Source organism: Bacillus sp. hwrm1, assembly GCF_040207805.1.
GTDB classification, from domain to species: Bacteria; Bacillota; Bacilli; order Bacillales; family Bacillaceae; genus Bacillus; species Bacillus velezensis.
Genome location: NZ_CP157943.1, coordinates 65,921 through 85,956 on the forward strand (window position 1 = coordinate 65,921; position 20,036 = coordinate 85,956).

The window sequence follows — 20,036 nt, forward strand, 5'->3', positions numbered from 1 at the left end:
GCGATGAATAAGGTTGGTTTTTTTCGGTCGATTCAGTTTAAGATCACGCTGATCTATGTGCTTCTCATTATCATCGCCATGCAGATTATCGGCGTGTACTTTGTGAAACAGGTGGAGAATTCTCTTCTCAAGTCCTATGAATTATCGTTAAATCAGCGGATTGACAATCTTTCCTATTATATTGAGCAGGAATATAAAGGAGATAATGACAGCACCGTCATTAAAGATGACGTCAAACGGATTTTGAATGATTTTACGAAGAATAATGAAATACGGGAGATTACATTTGTTGATAAAAGCTATGAGGTCGTCGGTTCCTCGAGGCCTTATGGTGAGGAAATAGCGGGGAAACAGACGACTGACCCGATTTTTAAACGGATTTTCTCAACAAAGCAGGCCTATTCAAAAAAATATTATGATCCTAAAAGCAAAAACAGAGTGCTGATTTCGGCAAAACCTGTCGTCACAGAGAATCAGGAAGTTGTCGGCGCGATATATGTCGTGGCCAGTATGGAAGATACCTTTAACCAGATGAAAACCGTCAACTCGATTCTTGCTTCTGGAACAGGCTTAGCCCTTGTTCTGACGGCTCTTCTCGGTATATTTCTCGCCCGCACCATTACCCATCCGCTGTCGGATATGCGTAAGCAGGCGATGGAACTGGCAAAAGGGAATTTCTCCAGAAAGGTGCGGAAATACGGGCATGATGAAATCGGTCAGCTCGCAACGACGTTCAACCATCTGACGAGAGAGCTTGAAGATGCCCAAGCCATGACGGAAGGGGAGAGAAGAAAGCTTTCTTCCGTTATCGCGTATATGACGGACGGTGTCATCGCTACGAATCGCAATGGAGCTATTATTCTTTTAAACAGCCCTGCGCTTGAGCTGCTGAATGTTTCACGTGAAACGGCTTTAGAGATGCCGATTACGTCTTTATTAGGCATAAAAGAGAACTTTACATTTGAGGATTTAGTAGAACAGCAGGATTCCATGCTGCTGGAGATCGAACGTGACGATGAAACGACTGTACTGCGGGTGAATTTTTCCGTTATTCAGAGAGAGCACGGAAAAATCGACGGTTTAATCGCGGTTCTTTATGATGTCACCGAACAGGAAAAACTCGATCGGGAACGCAGAGAGTTCGTTGCCAACGTGTCTCATGAGCTGCGGACACCGCTGACGACCATGCGAAGCTATTTAGAGGCGCTTGCAGAAGGCGCGTGGGAAAACAAAGATATCGCTCCGCGTTTCTTAATGGTGACCCAAAATGAGACTGAGCGCATGATCAGATTGGTGAACGACCTGCTTCAGCTTTCTAAATTCGACAGCAAAGATTATCAGTTTAATCGGGAGTGGATTCATATGATCCGCTTTATGTCACTGATTATCGATCGTTTTGAAATGACAAAAGAACAGCATGTCGAATTTATCCGCGAGCTGCCGGACAGAAATCTGTACGTGGAGATTGATCAGGATAAAGTGACGCAGGTTCTCGATAATATCATTTCTAACGCACTGAAATACTCACCGGAAGGCGGACATGTCACTTTCTCAGTCGATGTGAATGAGAAAGAAGAGCTGCTTTATATCAGCGTAAAAGATGAAGGTATCGGCATTCCGAAAAAAGATGTGGAAAAAGTCTTTGACCGTTTCTACAGAGTGGATAAAGCGCGCACGAGAAAACTCGGCGGCACCGGGCTCGGCCTTGCGATTGCAAAAGAGATGGTTCAGGCGCACGGCGGAGACATTTGGGCCGACAGTGTAGAAGGCAAAGGAACGAAGATTACATTTACTCTTCCATATAAAGAAGAGCAAGAGGATGATTGGGATGAGGCGTGAAAATATAAAAACAGTCATACTGTCAGTGCTGGTCGTCATTAGTCTTGTTTTAACATGGGGAATTTGGACATTCCAGCCCAATTTTTCAGAAGGCACGGCCTCAACCAAATCGACTGTCCGGGAAAAGCATAAAATTGATAAAACGAGTCAAAAAGTAGCGCAAACGGTAAAACCCCGGGATATGTTTATTCATACAAACGGCTCTCATTATAAAGTGGATGATGAGACGCTCTTTAATGACCTGTGGGCGGATTTGCCGCAATGGGAAGTAAAAGGGATGAAGGATATTTCCGATCAATACGACAAGCTCGGTTTTAAAAATTGGCTTTACGGCAGAAACGGCAATTCGGCAAAGCTCGATCTGCAATTCAATGACACCATTCCGATTGATTTCTTCCAATCGATGTTTAAATGGTCGAATCCGTCAATGGAATACAGCTCATTTGACCATATTGTCATTCCGTTTAATGAGAATAAGACGAATAAGAAGATTTACATGGTCTCGTACAGCAAGCAGCTGATTTTGGAAGTGACTGTGGAATCGGCGAATTACCGCAATCTGATGAATGAGCTGTACAGCAAAAAGTCGAGTATGCCGTTATACCACCTCTATTCGGTCGGAAAAAGCAAAGAATTTCTCATGCCGAATGCGCGGTTTAATATGAAGGAAAAAGAATTTATCACTGAAACCATTAAGACGAACCTGTTTAAGCAGACGCTTTTTAATGATCCGAGCACGGTCAGAGAAGACCCGAATTACAATCGGAATGTGCTGACTGACGGAATCAGCCGTCTGGAAATCAATTCGACACAGCGGCAGATTCAATTCCAGCATCGGAACCTGGCACAAAGCGCTTCTTACCAAACGGGTGAGCTGATTAAGAAAAGCTATAAATATTTAGAGGATACGGGAAGCTGGACGGATCATTATCAATTTTTCAATGTGAGTGATAACCAGCAGCTGAGTTTCTACATGTTTAAAGACCAAATGCCTGTGATCAACAGCACGTCTAAGCCTTTCGGATCCGGACCTGTTTTGACCCTGCAATGGGCCAATGACGAGGTTCTCAGCTACAAGCGGCCGAACTATGTTCTCGGACCGAATCCGATTAAAACAAAAGACGTGAAAATGATGAGCGGCAATGAGGTTGTGTCTTTGCTGGAGCAGCAGGTTAAATACGACGTGAATAAAATCGACCAGATCTTCCTGTCCTATCAAATGGTATCTTCGTCAACGAATGATCTTGTTGAACTGGAACCCGTCTGGAGTATGAAAATCAACGGGAAGATCGTCCCGATTACGAAAGATCTGCTGGGGAAGGAGGAGGACGATAATGGAGTGGAATAAGACAAAAACGATCTTCATCATTGCCTTCCTCATCCTCGATATTTTTCTAGGCTATCAGTTTTTTGAAAAACGCTCGAGCAGTGAATACGAAGTGATTAAAAATTCAAATGTGGAAAAAGACATGGAGATGGATCACATCACATTCGGAAACCTGTCTTCTGATTCCGCGACGGGCTACCGGCTGACGGCGGGCCAAAAGGTATTTACCGCTGAAGATATTGATGCTTTGAAGGATCAAAAGCCGTTAATGGAGATGCCGGCGGATGATCACAAGGTCACAACGCTGAAAATGAAATTTACCGATCCGGTCGGTTTATCGAAGCAAAAACCGCAGGAGGATGCGGAATCGCTCGTCAGCTCTAAAGTAACCGGCGGTGAAAAATATAAACTGTGGAAAGTCGACAAGGATCAAAAACAGATCATTTTTTACCAGACGTATGACGGACAGTTTATTTATCAGGATTTTGACTCGTCCACGGATGCGATCGGACAGGTGATTCTGCATCTGAACGATAAAAACGAGGTCGTATCTTACGAGCAGACCATGCTGGAGTCATTCAAGCGGATCCAGACGGAGAGCCTGATTCCTGAGCTGGATGCGGTCGAATTATTGTATTCTCAAAATTACTTAAAAGCGAATTGCGCCGTTAAAAGCGTCAAGTTCGGCTATATTGCCCAATACCCGCTGACAAGTACGCAGGTGCTGGCGCCGGTATGGAGAATTACAATTGAAGATAAGTCAAAAGGGACGAAGAAAAAGATACAGCAAACGTACACTGTGAATGCATTGGAAAGCACAGTCATTGATAACAATCAAAATAAATAATGGAGTGAGACACAATGGGCTTGCAATTTAGCGTGCTTGCGAGCGGGAGTACCGGAAACGCGTTTTATCTGGAGACAGAGGAGCACTCTTTTCTGGTGGATGCCGGCCTGAGCGGTAAAGCGATGGACGGGCTGATGGAGAAAATCGGCCGCAAGATAGACGACGTCGACGGCATCTTTGTCACTCACGAGCACAGCGACCATATTAAAGGGCTCGGCGTCATTGCGAGAAAGTACGGTCTTCCCGTCTACGCCAATGAAAAGACGTGGAAAGCGATGGAGAATCAGATCGGCAAGCTGGATACCGGACAAAAGTTTCTGTTCCCGATGGAAAGCGTAAAATCCTTCGGCGGGCTTGATGTTGAGTCATTCGGCGTCTCTCATGACGCGGCCGAGCCGATGTTTTATGTTTTCCACTACCAAGGCAGAAAGCTCGCACTGATGACGGACACAGGGTATGTGAGCGACAGAATGAAAGGCATTATCCGTTCGGCCAATGTGTTTGTGTTTGAAAGCAACCATGATGTCGGCATGCTGCAAATGGGCAGATACCCATGGAGCATTAAGCGGCGGATTTTAAGCGATGTCGGCCACGTCTCCAATGAAGATGCGGCGCTCGCCATGACTGATGTCATCGGCGACGGCACATCGCGCATCTATTTGGCGCATCTGAGCCAAGACAACAATATGAAGGAACTGGCGAGAATGTCCGTGCAGCAGACATTGGCTGCGAAAGGATTTGTCGCCGGGGAAACGTTTCAGTTATTTGATACCGATCCGAAAATCCCGACGCCGCTGTGCGCCGTGTAATTTTTCCAAATGAATCATGATTATTAATCCGCGATCTGACCCACACTATAAGCAAATCGAGTACTCTTGAAAGGATTTGAGATAGGGTGGATTATAATCGCGATGATGAACAGTACGCCTCCGAACAGCCCCGCCGCAGCAAGAGAGGGTACTTTCTATCAAGTCTGATCGGCGTCATCGTCGGGGCCGCGCTCATGGCTTTCCTGCTGCCGTACTGGACAGGCGGAGACCATGGGGAAAGCAGCAAAAGCACCAGCCAGCGTCTCGGCAGCGAACAGGTGAAAACAGTCAACGTAAATGTCAATGATGCTGTCACGAATATGGTCAGCCGTGTATCAGATTCGGTAGTCGGCGTTCTCAATATCCAAAAGACCGATATTTGGGGAGAGGGCGGCGAAGCGGGAAGCGGGTCGGGCGTCATTTACAAAAAGAACGGTAACACTTCTTATATCGTAACCAATCACCATGTCATTGCAGGTGCGACTGAAATTGAGATCAGCCTGAAGGATGGCTCGCGCGTGCCTGCTGAGCTGATCGGGAGCGACCGTCTGATGGATCTCGCTGTGCTGAAGGTGAAGTCTGACAAAATCAAATCGGCCGCCCAGTTCGGCAATTCTGATCAAGTCAAAGTCGGAGAACCGGTCATTGCGATCGGAAATCCGCTCGGGCTTGAATTTGCGGGATCAGTGACACAGGGGATCATTTCAGGCACGGAAAGGGCGGTGCCCGTTGACTCAAACGGCGATGGACAGCCGGATTGGAATGCGGAAGTGCTGCAGACCGATGCCGCGATTAACCCCGGCAACAGCGGCGGCGCTTTGATGGATATATCGGGCAAGGTGGTCGGCATCAACTCAATGAAGATCGCTGAATCCGCCGTTGAAGGCATCGGCCTGTCCATCCCGTCAAAGCTTGTCATTCCCGTTATTCAGGATTTAGAAAAATACGGAGAAGTCAGACGGCCTTTCCTCGGTATTGAGATGAAATCCTTAACGGATATTGCGAGCTACCATTGGAGCCAGACGCTGAAACTTCCGAAAGGCATTAAAACCGGGGCGGTCATTATGGGTGTCGACGCGTTTTCACCGGCCGGAAAAGCGGGTTTGAAAAAGCTCGACGTGATCACCGGGTTCGACGGACATAAGGTCAATGACGTTGTGGATCTCCGTGAGCGCCTGTATCGCAAAAAGATCGGCGACCGTGTGAACATCACGTTCTACCGTTCGGGAAAGAAAAAAACAGCGGAAGTCAAACTGACAGAAGCGGATCGATTACAGAAATAAAAAAACAGCCCGGACAACCGGGCTGTTTTTTATTGATTTATTTGTTAATATTATACTATTATGAAAACGGGAGGTGACACACATGAAAACGGCTGATGTGATCATCGTATTGAATGAAATTGAAGGTGAATGTGAAGGAAGAATTATTTTAGAATGCAGAATTTAAGAACATGAAACATGTCATATCAAACGTCCTTTTTCAGGGCGCTTTTTTTATGCCTTTTTTCAGAAGCCATAAAAAAAGAACTGAACGCGGGTCACAACACGTTCAGTTAAAAATGGGTATATTTAGAAAAAGGCAGACATGAACTTAGAATTGGTGCTGCTGAATTGAAGCGGCAGATAATGATTTTTATTTGCAGATTGCTCCGTTTTCAGCGTTTCCTTTCACCAATTCAGCTTAGATTCCGTTTTGTTTCAGATAAAAGCGAATAATAGAAGGGGAAGCGAAAAAAATAAACACAGGCTGATACATCTAAGGAGAGACTGCATCATGGAAAAGTTGAAAGGCATCAAGCTGAGTGCAGACGGCGAGTCTGCACTCATTGATTCTTTAACGATGGGGCTTCATTACGGAACGGTCCTTAGGGAAGACAATATCGTCGAGGTGTACATCCGTTCTCTGCGCGAAAAGCTGAAGGACAAAGAGCACAAGGTGATTCGCACGGTTCGGGGCGCCGGGTACAGGGTGGATCTGGAATGAAACGGCTGTACAGAACCCTGCGGTTCCAGCTCCTGTTCAGGTCACTGGCGATTTTGGCTTTGCTGTTATGTTTCATCGGCGGCACTCAGTACATGTTTATGACACGGACGATGTATGAAAATCAGGCGATCAGCATTCAGAGTGATATCAATTCAATGGATCAAAGCGTATGGAGGTCCATCAAAACCCTTGCCCGTTCCGAAACACCGGCTCATCCGAATTTGATTTACCCCGGGGTGACGGTTGCTTTTATCAATCAATCATACAAGATGTCTGTTTTATCAGAAGACCCGCACGCGGCGGCTGCTCCTTCTTTCCCGAAAAAAGTGTACCGGGATGCGCTGACAGATACCATGGCGCTTCACTATCAGGTGGCTCACAATAAGTCAGGTCAGGAAATCATCGTCGTGTTTCAGGCGATTTCCGTTGACGGAAGGCAGGCGGGAGTTGTGCAGATGAGCACGCTGACCCAGCCTTTGAATGATTCGCTTTTCCGCCAGATCAGCATATTTGCGGTGCTTTCCTTTGCGGCTTTGGTCATCGGCCTGTTTGTTTTCTTGCCGGTGATCCGGCTCACACTCAAGCCGCTGTCCCGCATTGTGCGTATGATGGGTGACATTCATGCCGGCAGTCTCGATAAACGGCTGCCGATTGATAAAAGGCAGGCCGAAATTGAGTCATTGGGTATCTCCATCAATCAGATGCTGGAACGGATTGAAACCTCTTTTCAGGCGGAAAAAGAAGCGAAGGAGCGCATCCGGCAGTTTGTATCAGACGCATCACATGAGCTGAGAACGCCGCTTACCTCCATTCACGGCTGTATCGAAATGTTAATGCGCGGAGCGGCGGAGAAGCCGGAGCAGAAAGAAAAAGCGCTTCAAAGCATGTACGCGGAATCCGCCAGGGCGAATAAGCTGATAGAGGATCTTCTGTTTCTCGCGAAGATTGACCGGGTGCCGAGCTTTGAAATGAAAAAAGGCGCATTGGGAGACGTCATTTTGGAAATGGAGGCTCAGCTGAAGCTGCTCGCGAGAAACCGGAAGCTCGAGTTCTTTGTCGATCAAAAGATAGAAGCCGTTTTTGACAAAGACAAAATGAAGCAGGTCATTCTCAACCTCTTTTACAATGCGGTGCAGCATACGGATGAAGACAAGGGTGTCATCACCGTCTCCCTGCAGAAAGACGGAGGAATCATGCTTATGATTGCGGATAACGGAACGGGAATCGCTCCGGAGCATGTGCCTCATTTGTTTGACCGGTTTTACAGGGCGGAAACCTCCCGATCCCGTCAATCCGGCGGCGCGGGGCTGGGCCTTACCATTACAAAAACCATTATCGACAGCCATAACGGAACAATTGAAGTGAAAAGTGAGCAGGGAAAAGGCTCCGTGTTCATCATCCGGCTGCCGGGATAAACCGGGCAGAAGGAAGAAAAATCACAATTTATATATAAATTCTAAATTTTCAAAAAATAACTTGTCATTTTCCAATATTGGTGATAATATCTAGTTATTGGTAAAGGGGGTGTGTACTGATGAAGATTGAAGAACTTGATCTTGATACAGAAACAGCAAGCTTGGTGCATCGTTGCTAGTAAAGCCGTGACTCCCCTCATTGGGGAGTTATTATCTTTCAGGGGGTATGTCATGATGTCAACGTACTGTAAGCGCTGGAAGTTTAAAGACAGCGTGCAGGTGCTGACCTACACGGCGCATATTATCATTCAATATCGAAAGGCGATTAAGCTTGCGCATACGAGTGAGATCAAAGAGGCGATTGAACGGCTGACCATCGGCTGTGAAAAACAAGAGCTTTCTGATCTTCTGGGAGAGGAAGCGGGAAACCAGTTTTTCGATGCGTTAATGAAATTGGATGCTTTAATAGAGCCATGGCAAAACGGCCGTGAAGGCCGCATCACTGAAAAGCAGCTGTACCATTTTGAGAAATACAACCAAAACCCCAATCTGATCCAAAAGAGATTAGACGGCAGCAGGGCAGCGATCGTGGGTCTGGGGGGCGTCGGAACGATCATTCTTCAAAACCTTTTGGCGGCGGGCTTGCAGCATTTTATTCTCATTGATTTCGATGCCGTATCAGTACATAACCTGAACAGACAATTCGTCTATAATCAATCTTCTGTAGGCAAATTAAAGATCTCAGAATGCAAAGATTATATTGCGGGTATCAATCCCAATGCGGACGCAGCACTTTACCATCAGGAAATGACACAGCCGCAGGATCTGCGTGTGTTAGATCCGTATGAAATTGATATCGTCATAAATGCTGCTGACAAACCCCATAACATTTCTGAATGGGTTTACCGGTATTGTAAGGAGCGGAATATCGCGTTTATGACCGGGGGTGTCGGCAGCTTCAGCGGCCAATGGGGGCCTCTGCTCACGCCTGAATCCTATCAATCCGGCGTCACCTATGAAAAAAACATGCCGGCCGGACTTCTGAACTGTTACCCCGATGAACCGATCAAAGGTTCCTTAGGAGCGACAAACGGTATTATATCCTCGTTTATGTCTCATGACATTATCACATACCTTGCAGGCGGAAGCCCGAAATCCCTGAATACCCGCATCGGCCTGGACTTTGACGGCCTTCATATTACAGAAACGAAGCTTTCTCAAAAGGAAAGCGCTTTATGAAGACGATGCATCGTACGGCGAGAAAACCGGGCGACCCTCTAAAAATAGAAATCGACACAAGCCCGATACGCTTGAACCCATTAGATACGCAGGATTACACAAGCAAGATGATTTGCAGCATTATGTATGAAAGCCTGCAGGACGGCTATAACTGCCGGATCATCCGCAAAGATCCCCGCACCTGTCAGGTGGACATTCACCCGGACTATTTAGGTGACGCCGAGGGTGTGGTTCAAACGATCATCTATCATCTGACGAAAGAAAATCAAAGCCCCCATCTCGGCAGTTTCCTGAACATAAAACAGGCCGTTCCGTATGTAAAAGGCCTCGTCTCTTCCGATCAGCTCGGGGTGAACGTAACAGGCGAAAAACGCTTTGAAGTCACCTTGGACGAGCCGTCTGATGAGATAGAAGCCGTTTTGCAGAGCAGCTTTCTGATTCCGGGGACCGCCGGGGGCGATGTGCCGGAAAACGGCCCGTACCGATTCAAGCGCACGTTTGAGAAGGGGCTGGAATTTGAGCGGAATCCGCAATATAAAATGACGCCCGCGGATGACCGCACGGTTCAGACCATCCAATTTATTTTGAATGATGATCTGGAAAAAAGCATCGGGCTGTACGAAGCGAATCAAACGGACGTGACCTGCCACACCCAGTTTCATCATTCAAACATGAGGTATCGGCAGTATGCTGATTTTAAAGAAAATCATTTGCCGATGTTATTTACCTTCAAGGTAAAGGACGACATGCTGAGAACTTTCATTCAGCATTATTTTGATAAACAAAAGCTGGCCGGCGATTTGGGGCATATCATCACACCGACTGATTCACTGATCGGAATATGGGAAAGCGGGAGGACACCGCAGAAAGATCTGCCCCTTTTGACAAAAGAAGAACCGATCCGAATCGTTTATGCCGATTATTATCCCAACGGAGAGATCATTGAAAGGCTGGCTGATCTGTTGCGGCGGGCCGGAGCGGACGTATCCGTCTCCCAGGTCAGTCATTTCAATGATTATTACCATATGGATAAAAGCGGGTTTGATATTGAGCTCCATTTGTTCCTGCCGGCTTACCTGCATGAGCTGAGCTATATCAAATATTTCATCCGCGACATCAGCGATCCAGAGAAGAAAAAAACGATCATTGATGCCATAGGATCTGAAAAAAAGAAGGAACTTTTTGGGTTATTCGAGAATACAACTCATTACTGCCCAATTTGTTTTGGGAAAAGTCTGTATCTGCAAGATCCATGTATAGAGGGTTTTAGTGTAAAGACTGACGGGCTCCTTTCTGTTCATGATGTTAAATGCAGATAGCTGGAAAGGGGTATTCATTTGCGGAATCGAAATTTGCTTTACTTCTCCGGTTTTTTCGGAAACTTCTTTTTCGAACGGGGAATTTGGATTTTATATTTAACAAGCATGAATTATTCATTATTTCTTGTGGGCATCCTGCAATCGGTCCTGAATTTGGCGATGTTTCTGGCGGAAGTGCCGAGCGGCGTCATCTCGGACAGAATCGGGAGAAAAAAATCGCTCTTGCTCGGCCATTTTATGGTCATTGTCTATTTGGTGATGTTCCTGAGCTTCCACAACTTCATCGCCCTCTTCATCGCCCATATTATATACGGTATCGGGCTGACGTTTATATCAGGAACGGATCATGCCTTTTTGTTTGATTCACTGAAAGAACAAGGGAAAGAAAAATGGTACGGCAAATCCATCGGAAACTATAACGGACTTGTCATACTCGGTCTTGCGATCGCCATGGGCATCGGCGGCTACTTGCAGGAAATATCATGGTCGTATGTGTTTATCGCCGGGATTGTCACTCAGCTGATTGCAATGGCGGTCATTACACAGCTGACGGAAATCAAATTTGAAAACAGTGAACACGAAACGCAGACGGTCGGTGACATCTTAAAAGAAGTCAAAGATTTCTTCAGGCTGAACAAAGCCTTTAAATATCTGGTGCTGTCACTCTCCGTTTTCTTTGCGATTACCTCGGTTTTTTATATGTACGGACAAGATCTGTTAAGTCAGGAAGGGCTGTCCGTGCGCAATATATCCATTATTTTTGCGGGACTGTCCATCTTGCAGGCGCTGTGCTCCATCTTTTCTTCCAAGCCGGCGGAAAAATTCACGCCGAGGCGCGTGCTTCTGCTGACATTCTGCATCATCGGGGCGGCCTACCTGTTTATACCTTCGGGCAGTCTGTACGTGACGATTGCAGCTTTTGTCGTCATTAACGCGCTCTATGATGTGATAGAACCCGTATCCAGTCAGGTGGTGAATAATGAGATTCCGTCCAGAACGAGAGCCACGCTGCTGTCCATTATCAGTTTGATGACCTCGCTCTTCATGTTCATTGCCTTTCCGTTTATCGGATTCTTAACGGACTATTTTGATTCAGCTTTGCTGCTGACCGCAATCGGGGTATTATCCATCTTATTGTCGCTGTTTATGATGCTCAGCTTTTACAAACTGAAAGCGAGCGTCGCCATCCAGAATAAAGTCGAGCTTTGAACCAGAATGACAAAGGGATGATGTGAGTTGCTGAATATTCATAATATTACGGTAAATTTAGCGGGAGATACCATTTTCAAACAAGTTTCTTTTTTCATCAATGAAGGCGAAAAAGTGCTTGTGGCCGGGCCGAACGGTTCCGGCAAAAGCACGCTGTTCAGGGTGCTTTCCGGAGAGCTTGAGGCAGATGAAGGAACGATTGCGATCAACAAAGGGGCGAAGGTCGGTTTGCTGAAGCAGATCGCTGATCCCAATGAGGATCTGACGTTGTATCAATATCTGGAAAAATCGTTTGAAGCTCTCGCGGCGATCCAGAATGAAATGAAGGCCATTGAGCTGAAGCTTTCGGAACCGATGAGTGATGACGAGCTGACTGCTTTATTGGAAAAGTACAGTCAATACACGGAAACATTTGAGCGGAACAACGGCTACCAGATGCATGCAATGATTGACGAGGTATGCAACGGGCTCAGCCTCAGCGAATTAAAGGATCAGCCGTTTTCAAAGCTGAGCGGCGGCGAAAAAACAAAAGCCGGCCTTGCCGAAATTTTAATCCGCAACGACGACGTTATACTGCTGGACGAGCCGACCAACCATTTGGATGTCCATGCGATTGAGTGGCTTGAAGGGTTTATTAAAAAATCGAACAAAACCATTCTGTTTACGACCCACGATAAAACGTTTGCCGACCAAACGGCGATGAAGGTGCTCGAGATTGACGATACCGAGGTGAAGATTTGGCCTTACGGATTCAGCGAATACTTGAAAAAGCGGGAAGAATTCATCATCGCCCAGTTTGAGAAATATGAAGAACAGCAGAGAAAAATACAGAAGATGAAGGAATCCATCGCCCAGCTGAGAGATTGGGCCAACCGCTCAAATCCGCCGTCTGTCGGCCTGCACAGACGCGCGAATAATATGGAAAAGGCGCTGAAAAGGATCGAGCTGATCAATAAGCCGGTCCGGACGGAGCAAAAATTAAAAAACGCATTTCAGGAAGCGGGCGCCGGTTCAAAAGATATTGTGTTCATTGAAAACGGAAAGGTGACCAACGGATCTTCCCTTTTATATCAAAATGTGAATCTGCGCATAAAGCATAAAGACAGAATCGGCATCGTCGGCAGAAACGGCGTCGGCAAAACAACGCTGATCCGCTGTATCATCGGGGAAAGAGAACTGTCGGACGGCACCATTAAAGTGGGAGAAAATCTTAAAATAGGCTACATTGATCAAAAGAGCCATGTAGGAGATTCGAGTCAGACGATTCTGCAATTTTTTAAAGAAAATCTGCTGACTGAAGAGGGCATGGCCCGGAATATGCTGGCCAAGTACGGATTTTACGGGTCGTCGGTCTTTAAAAAACTTTCCGTCCTGTCGGGCGGTGAGAGAATCAGGCTGAAGCTGTCCATCTTAATGGAAAAAAAGCTGAATGTCCTGATCCTGGATGAGCCGACCAACCACTTGGATATTGAATCTCAGGAAATTCTCGAAAACAGCCTGATGCAGTTTCAAGGCACCATCATCTGCGTTTCTCACGACAGAAACCTGCTGGAGAAGTTCAACAAGATTTTCTGGCTTGAGAATCAAAACGTCACTATCTTTTCAGGTCCATACAGTTACGCCAAACAAAAAAAACGGCAGATTGCCGAATAAAAGGGGAATGGATATGACCATTGACAGACTGACAATCAATGAGTTATCGTACGATCTTTTTGTAAGCGAGTATGCTGATAAGAAACCTTTTATTTTGACGGGGGCAATGGATCACTGGGAATGCAGGCCGTGGACGCTTGAATACATTGAAGAACACTATGGGGACAGAATGGTCACCATCCGAAAATCAGATATCGAAGGGGTCAAAACGTTTAAACAAGTAAAGCTTTCCAACTATATCGAGTATATTGATCAGAATGATGACAAATGGTACTGTGACTGGAATTTTACGCAGCTGAACCAAAATGACTTAGACCTTGTCTATTCCGCACCCGAGTATTTTACAAAAGACACATTGAGAGCGGATGAAGAAACGGGACGGGACTGGAAATGGTTCTTTCTCGGTTCTAAGCAGACAGGCACACCGCTGCATCAGGATTTTAACAACACGCACGCGTGGAACGGCGTCATTTTCGGGGAGAAGGAATGGATCTTCTATCATCCGGACGACTCTCCGTATTTGTACGAAGGAAATATCAATGTCTTTGATGAAAAAGACATTGAGCAAAAACCGCTGGTGCAAAAGGCGTCTCCGATCCGCTTCAGACAAAAGGCGGGAGAAATCATTTACGCGCCGCGCCATTGGTGGCATCAAGTCGAGAATACGGAACATACATTGGCAGTGAGTGAGAACTTTTGGTTTACCGGAGAGCGGCTTGCCAATCAGATATAAACGAAAGGCTGAGGAGCAACTCAGCCTTTTTTTGTATGGATTTATTTCATCCGGTCCAGACCGAATTTTTTCAGGCGGTATTGCAGGCTCTGTCTGCTGATTCCGAGCTCGTTTGCCGTTTTGGATATGTTATTGCCGTGTTTTCTCAGGATCTTTTCGATCATGTATTTTTCGAAGTTTTCCATTTTGTCTTTTAAATCGGTGCCGGGCTGGGTGCTTGCGGCGGCTTTGGTTTCCGTGTCAGCCGGTTTGATTTTCATGCGGTATTGATAAGGCAGGTGGGCCGCCGTAATTGTCGTTTCATCCGTCATAAAGTTCATGGCGCCTTCAATCATATGTTCAAGCTCGCGAATGTTGCCCGGCCAGTCATATTCCAAGAAGAATCGCTGCACATCGTCACTGATCGAATCGACATGCATTTGGAACAGGTGATTGTTTTTCTGGATAAAGACTTCGGCCAGAGGCAGAATGTCCTCCTTGCGCTCCCGGAGCGGGGGAATGATCAGTGTGACAACGCTTAAGCGGTAGTATAAATCTTTGCGCAGCCGCTCTTCCGAAATGGCGGTGATCGGGTCTTCATTCATCGTGGCGATGATGCGGACGTCAATCGGTTTGTCCTGCGCTGATCCGATGCGCCTGATTTTCTTTTCCTGAAGGGCGCGGAGCAGTTTTGCCTGCAGGCTGAGATTGAGCGAGTTGATCTCATCGAGGAGCAGGGTGCCTCCCTGCGCCTGCTCAAATAAGCCGGGCTGGTCGATGGCTCCGGTAAAGGCGCCTTTTTTCGTGCCGAATAGAATACTTTCGACCAGGCTATCCGGCAGGGCGGCGCAGTTTTGTGAGATGAACGGGGCGCCTGAGCGCTGGCTGCCGTTGTGAATGCTTTGGGCGAACAGTTCCTTGCCCGTTCCCGTCTCGCCGGCCAAAAGCACCGATGATGATGTGCGGGTTGCCCGTTTCGCGTTTTCGATGACTTCCCGAATGACCGGGCTGTTGCCGAGAATACTGTCAAACGTGTAGCTGTTCTGTTCTTTCCTGTGCATGTTCTCCCTGATCAGCCGTTCGAGCTTGGTGACGTCCTTGGCGATTTCCACGGCTCCCTTGATCTCGCCGTTTTGCACAATCGGGAAGGTGTGGTTGATCGTCGTGATTTCCTGGCCTTTGTTATTGAAATAGCTTTGCTTCACGTTTTTAATCGTTTTGCCTTCTTGAAGGGCCTGAACGAGCGTGCTGTCCTGCTGATTGGAAAACATAAATACATCAGTCAGGTTTTTATGCAGGACGTCCCGTTCATCCATATCTTCAATCTGCATCATTTTCTTATTGTAAATGACGGTGCTGCCCTTTTCGTCCACCACATGCAGCCCGACATCAATCTCTTCCAGAATGCTTTGTAACACGAGTGTGTAAAATTCGCTGGTTGTGTGCAGGTCAATTCCCCCTCTTAATCATCTTAACATTCATTATTTTAAAATAAATCGAACGGGAAACGCAAAAAAATTTTGCGCTTGGACGATGTTTAAAAGTAAATGGAAATTGAGGTAATAAAACCATTGACTTTTTTAGGGAAATGGTTGATATTTAGATATATACTTAAATATCTAAATCATGTATGTATGAGAGGGGGAAAGTTTTTGAATAAAGCTTTTAAAGCACTGGCCGATCCTACAAGGAGACGAATTTTGGATTTATTAAAGAAACAAGACATGACCGCTGGAGAAATTGCGGAACACTTCGACATGTCAAAACCCAGTATTTCTCATCACCTTACCATATTGAAAAATACTGATTTGGTTCACGATGAGAGGAAAGGCCAATTTATTATGTATTCATTAAATACCACTGTATTACAGGATCTTATAGGCTGGTTCTTTTCTCTGACTGATTCAGAACATGATAATAAGAAAGGCGGGGAATCATGAAAAAATATCTCTTTTCGGCAGGAATCATAGTTTTAACTGTTTTCACATGGGTTTGCACATATTCATCTTTACCGGACAATTTGGCGACACACTGGGGATTAAACGGAAGTGCAAATGATTACCAAACGAAAGCTAATGCGATGATGATGCTTATTGGCATCATGATTATTCTATATATTTTAATGGTTATCATCCCTAAGATTGATCCTAAAAATAACTACAAAACGTTTATCCGGCCATATATGGCTATCTTTAATACAATGTTTGCGGTTCTGTTTGTCATTAATCTGATTACCATCTTGACCGGCCTGGGATATGATCTCCCTATATCTTATTTAGGAAACTTTATAGTGGGAGTCATTTTCATGGTGTTTGGAAACTTCATTCAGATCGTTAAGCCTAATTTCTTTTTAGGGATAAGAACACCTTGGACGCTGAGCAGTGAAAGAGTTTGGAAGGATACACACAGGGTTAGTTCGAAACTTTTTGTCTTAGCGGGCATGCTCATGATGCTTGCAGCTTTTTTGCCGCCGGTGTATAGAGTGTCAGTCATTTTCATGGCTGCAATCGGCTGTATCATATTATCTTTACTATATTCTTACATTGTATATCAGAGACAATTGAATAAATAACTGTTGAGTAGGAGCAATCTAATTGGATTGCTCCTATTTTGTCAGCGGGAAACGCAAAAAAATTTTGCGCTTGGCTGAAGTTTGCACGCAAACTGCCGGAAAATTTTGCGGGAAAAGAAAGAATGCTGGCGAAACATCCCGTTTTTTCGGATTGGCACGGAACTTGCTTTATAAAAAGGGAAAGCAAGATCTAATGTTGAATGATTACAAAACAAGGGGGAATCAGATTATGTCAGCTTTCACAAAATCTCAAGAAATTATCAGCCAAACTTCACATTACGGCGCGAACAACTATCATCCTCTGCCGATTGTTATTTCCGAAGCGCAGGGTGTTTGGGTAAAAGACCCTGAAGGTAATCAATATATGGATATGCTGAGTGCTTATTCTGCGGTGAACCAGGGGCACAGACATCCGAAGATCATTCAGGCGCTGAAGGATCAGGCGGATAAAATCACTCTGACGTCACGCGCGTTCCATAATGATCAGCTCGGTCCGTTTTATGAGAAAACAGCCAAGCTGACCGGAAAAGATATGATTCTGCCGATGAATACGGGGGCGGAAGCTGTTGAATCCGCTGTCAAAGCGGCGAGACGCTGGGCATATGAGGTCAAAGGAGTAGCGGATAATCAGGCGGAAATCATTGCGTGTATCGGCAACTTCCACGGCAGAACGATGCTTGCGGTATCCCTTTCTTCAGAAGATGAGTATAAACGCGGTTTCGGACCTATGCTTCCGGGTATAAAATTAATTCCATACGGAGACGCAGAAGCGCTGCGCAGGGCGATCACGCCGAACACAGCCGCTTTCTTATTCGAACCGATTCAGGGAGAAGCGGGCATCGTCATTCCGCCGGAAGGATTTTTACAAGAAGCGGCCGCCATTTGTAAGGAAGAAAATGTGCTTCTGATCGCTGATGAAATTCAGACGGGACTCGGCCGCACAGGGAAAACATTCGCGGTTGACTGGGAAAATATCGTACCGGATATGTTCATCTTAGGCAAAGCGCTCGGCGGGGGCGTCTTCCCGATTTCGTGCATTGCGGCGAACCGTGACATTCTCGGTGTGTTTAACCCGGGTTCCCACGGCTCGACATTCGGCGGAAACCCGCTCGCTTGCGCGGTATCGCTCGCATCTCTTGAAGTCCTTGAGGAAGAAGGGCTGGCAGAGCGTTCCCTTCAGCTTGGCCGTTATTTTAAAGAAGAGCTTGAGAAAATCGATAACCCGATCATAAAAGACGTGCGCGGACGCGGCCTGTTTATCGGCGTTGAACTGACAGAAGCGGCCCGCCCGTACTGTGAAAAGCTGAAAGGCGAAGGGCTTTTATGCAAAGAAACACATGATACCGTGATCCGTTTTGCACCGCCGTTAATGATTTCCAAGGAAGACTTGGACTGGGCGATCCAAAAGATCACAAACGTGCTTCAAAACGCGTAAAACCTTGATGCGGCAATGCTTTCCCTCGGCTTGTATGGAATTTACAAATAAAAAATTCAGCACACTCTATTTGCGCGGCGACAGTATTTTAGTATAATGTATCTTTATGTACGAAAATGAATTTCATATAACATTCATATACAAATAGAGGCTCTTTGGACAGCAAATCGGTTTCAAAGCACCGGCTTGGTTCCAATACAAGTTGCTGAAGGGGTGCAGAATAGTGAATACAAATCAAAAAGAGAATCAGCTTCAGCGCACAATGAAATCACGCCATTTGTTTATGATTTCTTTGGGCGGAGTGATCGGCACCGGGTTTTTCCTGAGTACCGGATTTACAATTAACCAGGCGGGACCGCTGGGCGCGGTTCTGTCTTATCTGGTCGGCGGTTTTATAATGTTTTTGACAATGCTCTGCTTAGGCGAGCTTGCGGTTGCCCTTCCCGTATCAGGGTCGTTTCAGACGTACGCAACCAAATTCATCAGCCCCGCTTTCGGTTTCGCATTCGGCTGGCTGTACTGGCTCGGCTGGGCGGTGACATGCGCCATTGAGTTTTTATCTGCGGGACAATTGATGCTCCGCTGGTTTCCGCATGTTCCCGTATGGGTGTGGTGCCTCGTGTTTGTCGGACTGATGTTTCTTTTGAACGCCATTACCACAAAAGCGTTCGCTGAGTCGGAATTTTGGTTTTCCGGTATTAAAATTTTAGTCATTCTGCTGTTTATTATTTTGGGCGGCGCCGCCATGTTCGGCCTGATTGACATGAAACACGGCGAGCAGGCTCCTTTCTTCTCTCATTTTTATGAGGATGGATTGTTTCCGAACGGCATTAAGGCTATGCTTATTACGATGATTACCGTAAACTTCGCGTTCCAGGGAACGGAGCTGATCGGGGTTGCCGCGGGAGAAAGTGAAAATCCCGAGAAAACGATTCCGCGCTCTATCCGGCAGACGGTATGGAGAACGCTTGTCTTTTTCGTTCTTTCCATCATCGTCATTGCCGGGATGATTCCGTGGAAGCAGGCGGGAGTGGTCGAAAGCCCGTTTGTCGTGGTGTTTGAACAAATCGGTATTCCATATGCCGCCGATATTATGAACTTTGTTATCTTAATTGCGCTGCTCTCAGTGGCCAACTCAGGCCTGTTTGCATCGACGCGTATCCTATATGCCATGGCGAACGAAGGACAAGCCTTTAAATCACTCGGCAAAACAAATAAACGCGGGGTGCCGATGAACGCTCTGATCGTGACGCTGGCCGTCGCCTGCCTGTCACTGCTGTCTAAAGTGGCAGCGCCGGAAACCGTTTATATGTTTCTCTTATCATTAGCCGGACTAAGCGCGCAGGTCGGCTGGATTACGATTTCCCTGTCACAGCTGATGTTCAGACGGAAATACATCCGCGAAGGCGGCAAAGTGGAAGACCTGAAGTTTAAAACACCGCTGTACCCGGTGCTGCCTATTATCGGGCTGACGTTAAACACGGTTGTTCTGATCAGCCTCGCATTTGATTCAGAACAGCGGCTCGCCCTTTATTGCGGCATCCCGTTCATGGCGGTGTGCGTTATCGTCTATCATCTGTATGTAAAAAAGCATAAGCAGTCAGAAAAACAGATAGAGCTTTAAATCTTTTCGTGTCCAAGTCATCTTTGAGAAACCCGCACAGGACAACATAC

17 protein-coding genes are annotated in these 20,036 nt (G+C 46.3%); 16 read left to right on the forward strand and 1 reads right to left on the reverse strand.

Annotated elements, in window-relative coordinates; genetic code table 11:
- The first annotated feature begins 3 nt into the window (after positions 1-3).
- The 12 genes from walK (at position 4) to ABK447_RS00430 (ending at position 14,376) form a co-directional block, all read left to right on the forward strand.
- On the forward strand, positions 4-1,839 hold the full coding sequence (gene walK, locus ABK447_RS00375; RefSeq protein WP_004393106.1) for a cell wall metabolism sensor histidine kinase WalK: 1,836 nt from the start codon (positions 4-6) through the stop codon (positions 1,837-1,839).
- The gene (gene yycH / locus ABK447_RS00380; protein WP_106080291.1) at positions 1,829-3,187 is read left to right on the forward strand and encodes a two-component system activity regulator YycH; all 1,359 of its coding nucleotides are present in this window, start codon (positions 1,829-1,831) and stop codon (positions 3,185-3,187) included. The genes walK and yycH overlap by 11 nt, the downstream gene beginning before the upstream one ends.
- Positions 3,174-4,013 (forward strand): two-component system regulatory protein YycI, encoded by an 840-nt coding sequence (locus ABK447_RS00385; protein WP_039063871.1) that lies wholly within the window; start codon positions 3,174-3,176, stop codon positions 4,011-4,013. Before yycH ends, ABK447_RS00385 begins: the two co-directional genes overlap by 14 nt.
- Before the next feature lie 14 nt (positions 4,014-4,027).
- Positions 4,028-4,822, forward strand: a complete 795-nt coding sequence (locus tag ABK447_RS00390; protein WP_007407895.1) for an MBL fold metallo-hydrolase — start codon at positions 4,028-4,030, stop codon at positions 4,820-4,822.
- 86 nt (positions 4,823-4,908) lie between these two features.
- Positions 4,909-6,105, forward strand: a complete 1,197-nt coding sequence (locus tag ABK447_RS00395; protein WP_022554034.1) for a S1C family serine protease — start codon at positions 4,909-4,911, stop codon at positions 6,103-6,105.
- 493 nt (positions 6,106-6,598) lie between these two features.
- On the forward strand, positions 6,599-6,808 hold the full coding sequence (locus ABK447_RS00400; protein WP_099567235.1) for a winged helix-turn-helix domain-containing protein: 210 nt from the start codon (positions 6,599-6,601) through the stop codon (positions 6,806-6,808).
- Positions 6,805-8,223, forward strand: coding sequence for a cell wall metabolism sensor histidine kinase WalK (locus tag ABK447_RS00405; RefSeq protein WP_191973988.1), 1,419 nt, complete (start codon positions 6,805-6,807; stop codon positions 8,221-8,223). Before ABK447_RS00400 ends, ABK447_RS00405 begins: the two co-directional genes overlap by 4 nt.
- A 231-nt stretch (positions 8,224-8,454) precedes the next feature.
- The gene (locus ABK447_RS00410) at positions 8,455-9,462 is read left to right on the forward strand and encodes a ThiF family adenylyltransferase (RefSeq protein WP_191973989.1); all 1,008 of its coding nucleotides are present in this window, start codon (positions 8,455-8,457) and stop codon (positions 9,460-9,462) included.
- Positions 9,459-10,781: an ABC transporter substrate-binding protein gene (locus tag ABK447_RS00415; protein WP_191973990.1), complete on the forward strand. Its 1,323-nt coding sequence runs from the start codon at positions 9,459-9,461 to the stop codon at positions 10,779-10,781. The genes ABK447_RS00410 and ABK447_RS00415 overlap by 4 nt, the downstream gene beginning before the upstream one ends.
- Before the next feature lie 18 nt (positions 10,782-10,799).
- The gene (locus tag ABK447_RS00420; RefSeq protein ID WP_014306161.1) at positions 10,800-11,990 is read left to right on the forward strand and encodes an MFS transporter; all 1,191 of its coding nucleotides are present in this window, start codon (positions 10,800-10,802) and stop codon (positions 11,988-11,990) included.
- 27 nt (positions 11,991-12,017) lie between these two features.
- Positions 12,018-13,643: an ABC-F family ATP-binding cassette domain-containing protein gene (locus tag ABK447_RS00425; protein WP_053104168.1), complete on the forward strand. Its 1,626-nt coding sequence runs from the start codon at positions 12,018-12,020 to the stop codon at positions 13,641-13,643.
- A gap of 13 nt (positions 13,644-13,656) precedes the next feature.
- Positions 13,657-14,376: a cupin-like domain-containing protein gene (locus ABK447_RS00430; protein WP_033574289.1), complete on the forward strand. Its 720-nt coding sequence runs from the start codon at positions 13,657-13,659 to the stop codon at positions 14,374-14,376.
- 41 nt (positions 14,377-14,417) lie between these two features.
- Here ABK447_RS00430 and ABK447_RS00435 read toward each other — a convergent pair whose 3' ends face one another.
- Positions 14,418-15,803, reverse strand: a complete 1,386-nt coding sequence (locus tag ABK447_RS00435; RefSeq protein ID WP_033574425.1) for a sigma-54-dependent Fis family transcriptional regulator — start codon at positions 15,801-15,803, stop codon at positions 14,418-14,420.
- 204 nt (positions 15,804-16,007) lie between these two features.
- Here ABK447_RS00435 and ABK447_RS00440 point away from each other — a divergent pair, with 204 nt between their 5' ends.
- The 4 genes from ABK447_RS00440 to ABK447_RS00455 all read left to right on the forward strand — a co-directional run bounded on the left by ABK447_RS00440 (position 16,008) and on the right by ABK447_RS00455 (position 19,986).
- Complete coding sequence (locus tag ABK447_RS00440) at positions 16,008-16,295, forward strand: autorepressor SdpR family transcription factor (protein ID WP_015240946.1); 288 nt, start codon at positions 16,008-16,010, stop codon at positions 16,293-16,295.
- Positions 16,292-16,927: an SdpI family protein gene (locus ABK447_RS00445; RefSeq protein ID WP_015418604.1), complete on the forward strand. Its 636-nt coding sequence runs from the start codon at positions 16,292-16,294 to the stop codon at positions 16,925-16,927. The genes ABK447_RS00440 and ABK447_RS00445 overlap by 4 nt, the downstream gene beginning before the upstream one ends.
- A 229-nt stretch (positions 16,928-17,156) precedes the next feature.
- Positions 17,157-18,362 carry an ornithine--oxo-acid transaminase gene (locus ABK447_RS00450; RefSeq protein ID WP_004393130.1) on the forward strand — a complete coding sequence of 402 codons (1,206 nt, stop codon included), beginning with the start codon at positions 17,157-17,159 and terminating at the stop codon, positions 18,360-18,362.
- Between the two features lie 223 nt (positions 18,363-18,585).
- Positions 18,586-19,986, forward strand: coding sequence for an amino acid permease (locus ABK447_RS00455; RefSeq protein ID WP_015418603.1), 1,401 nt, complete (start codon positions 18,586-18,588; stop codon positions 19,984-19,986).
- Positions 19,987-20,036 lie beyond the last annotated feature (50 nt).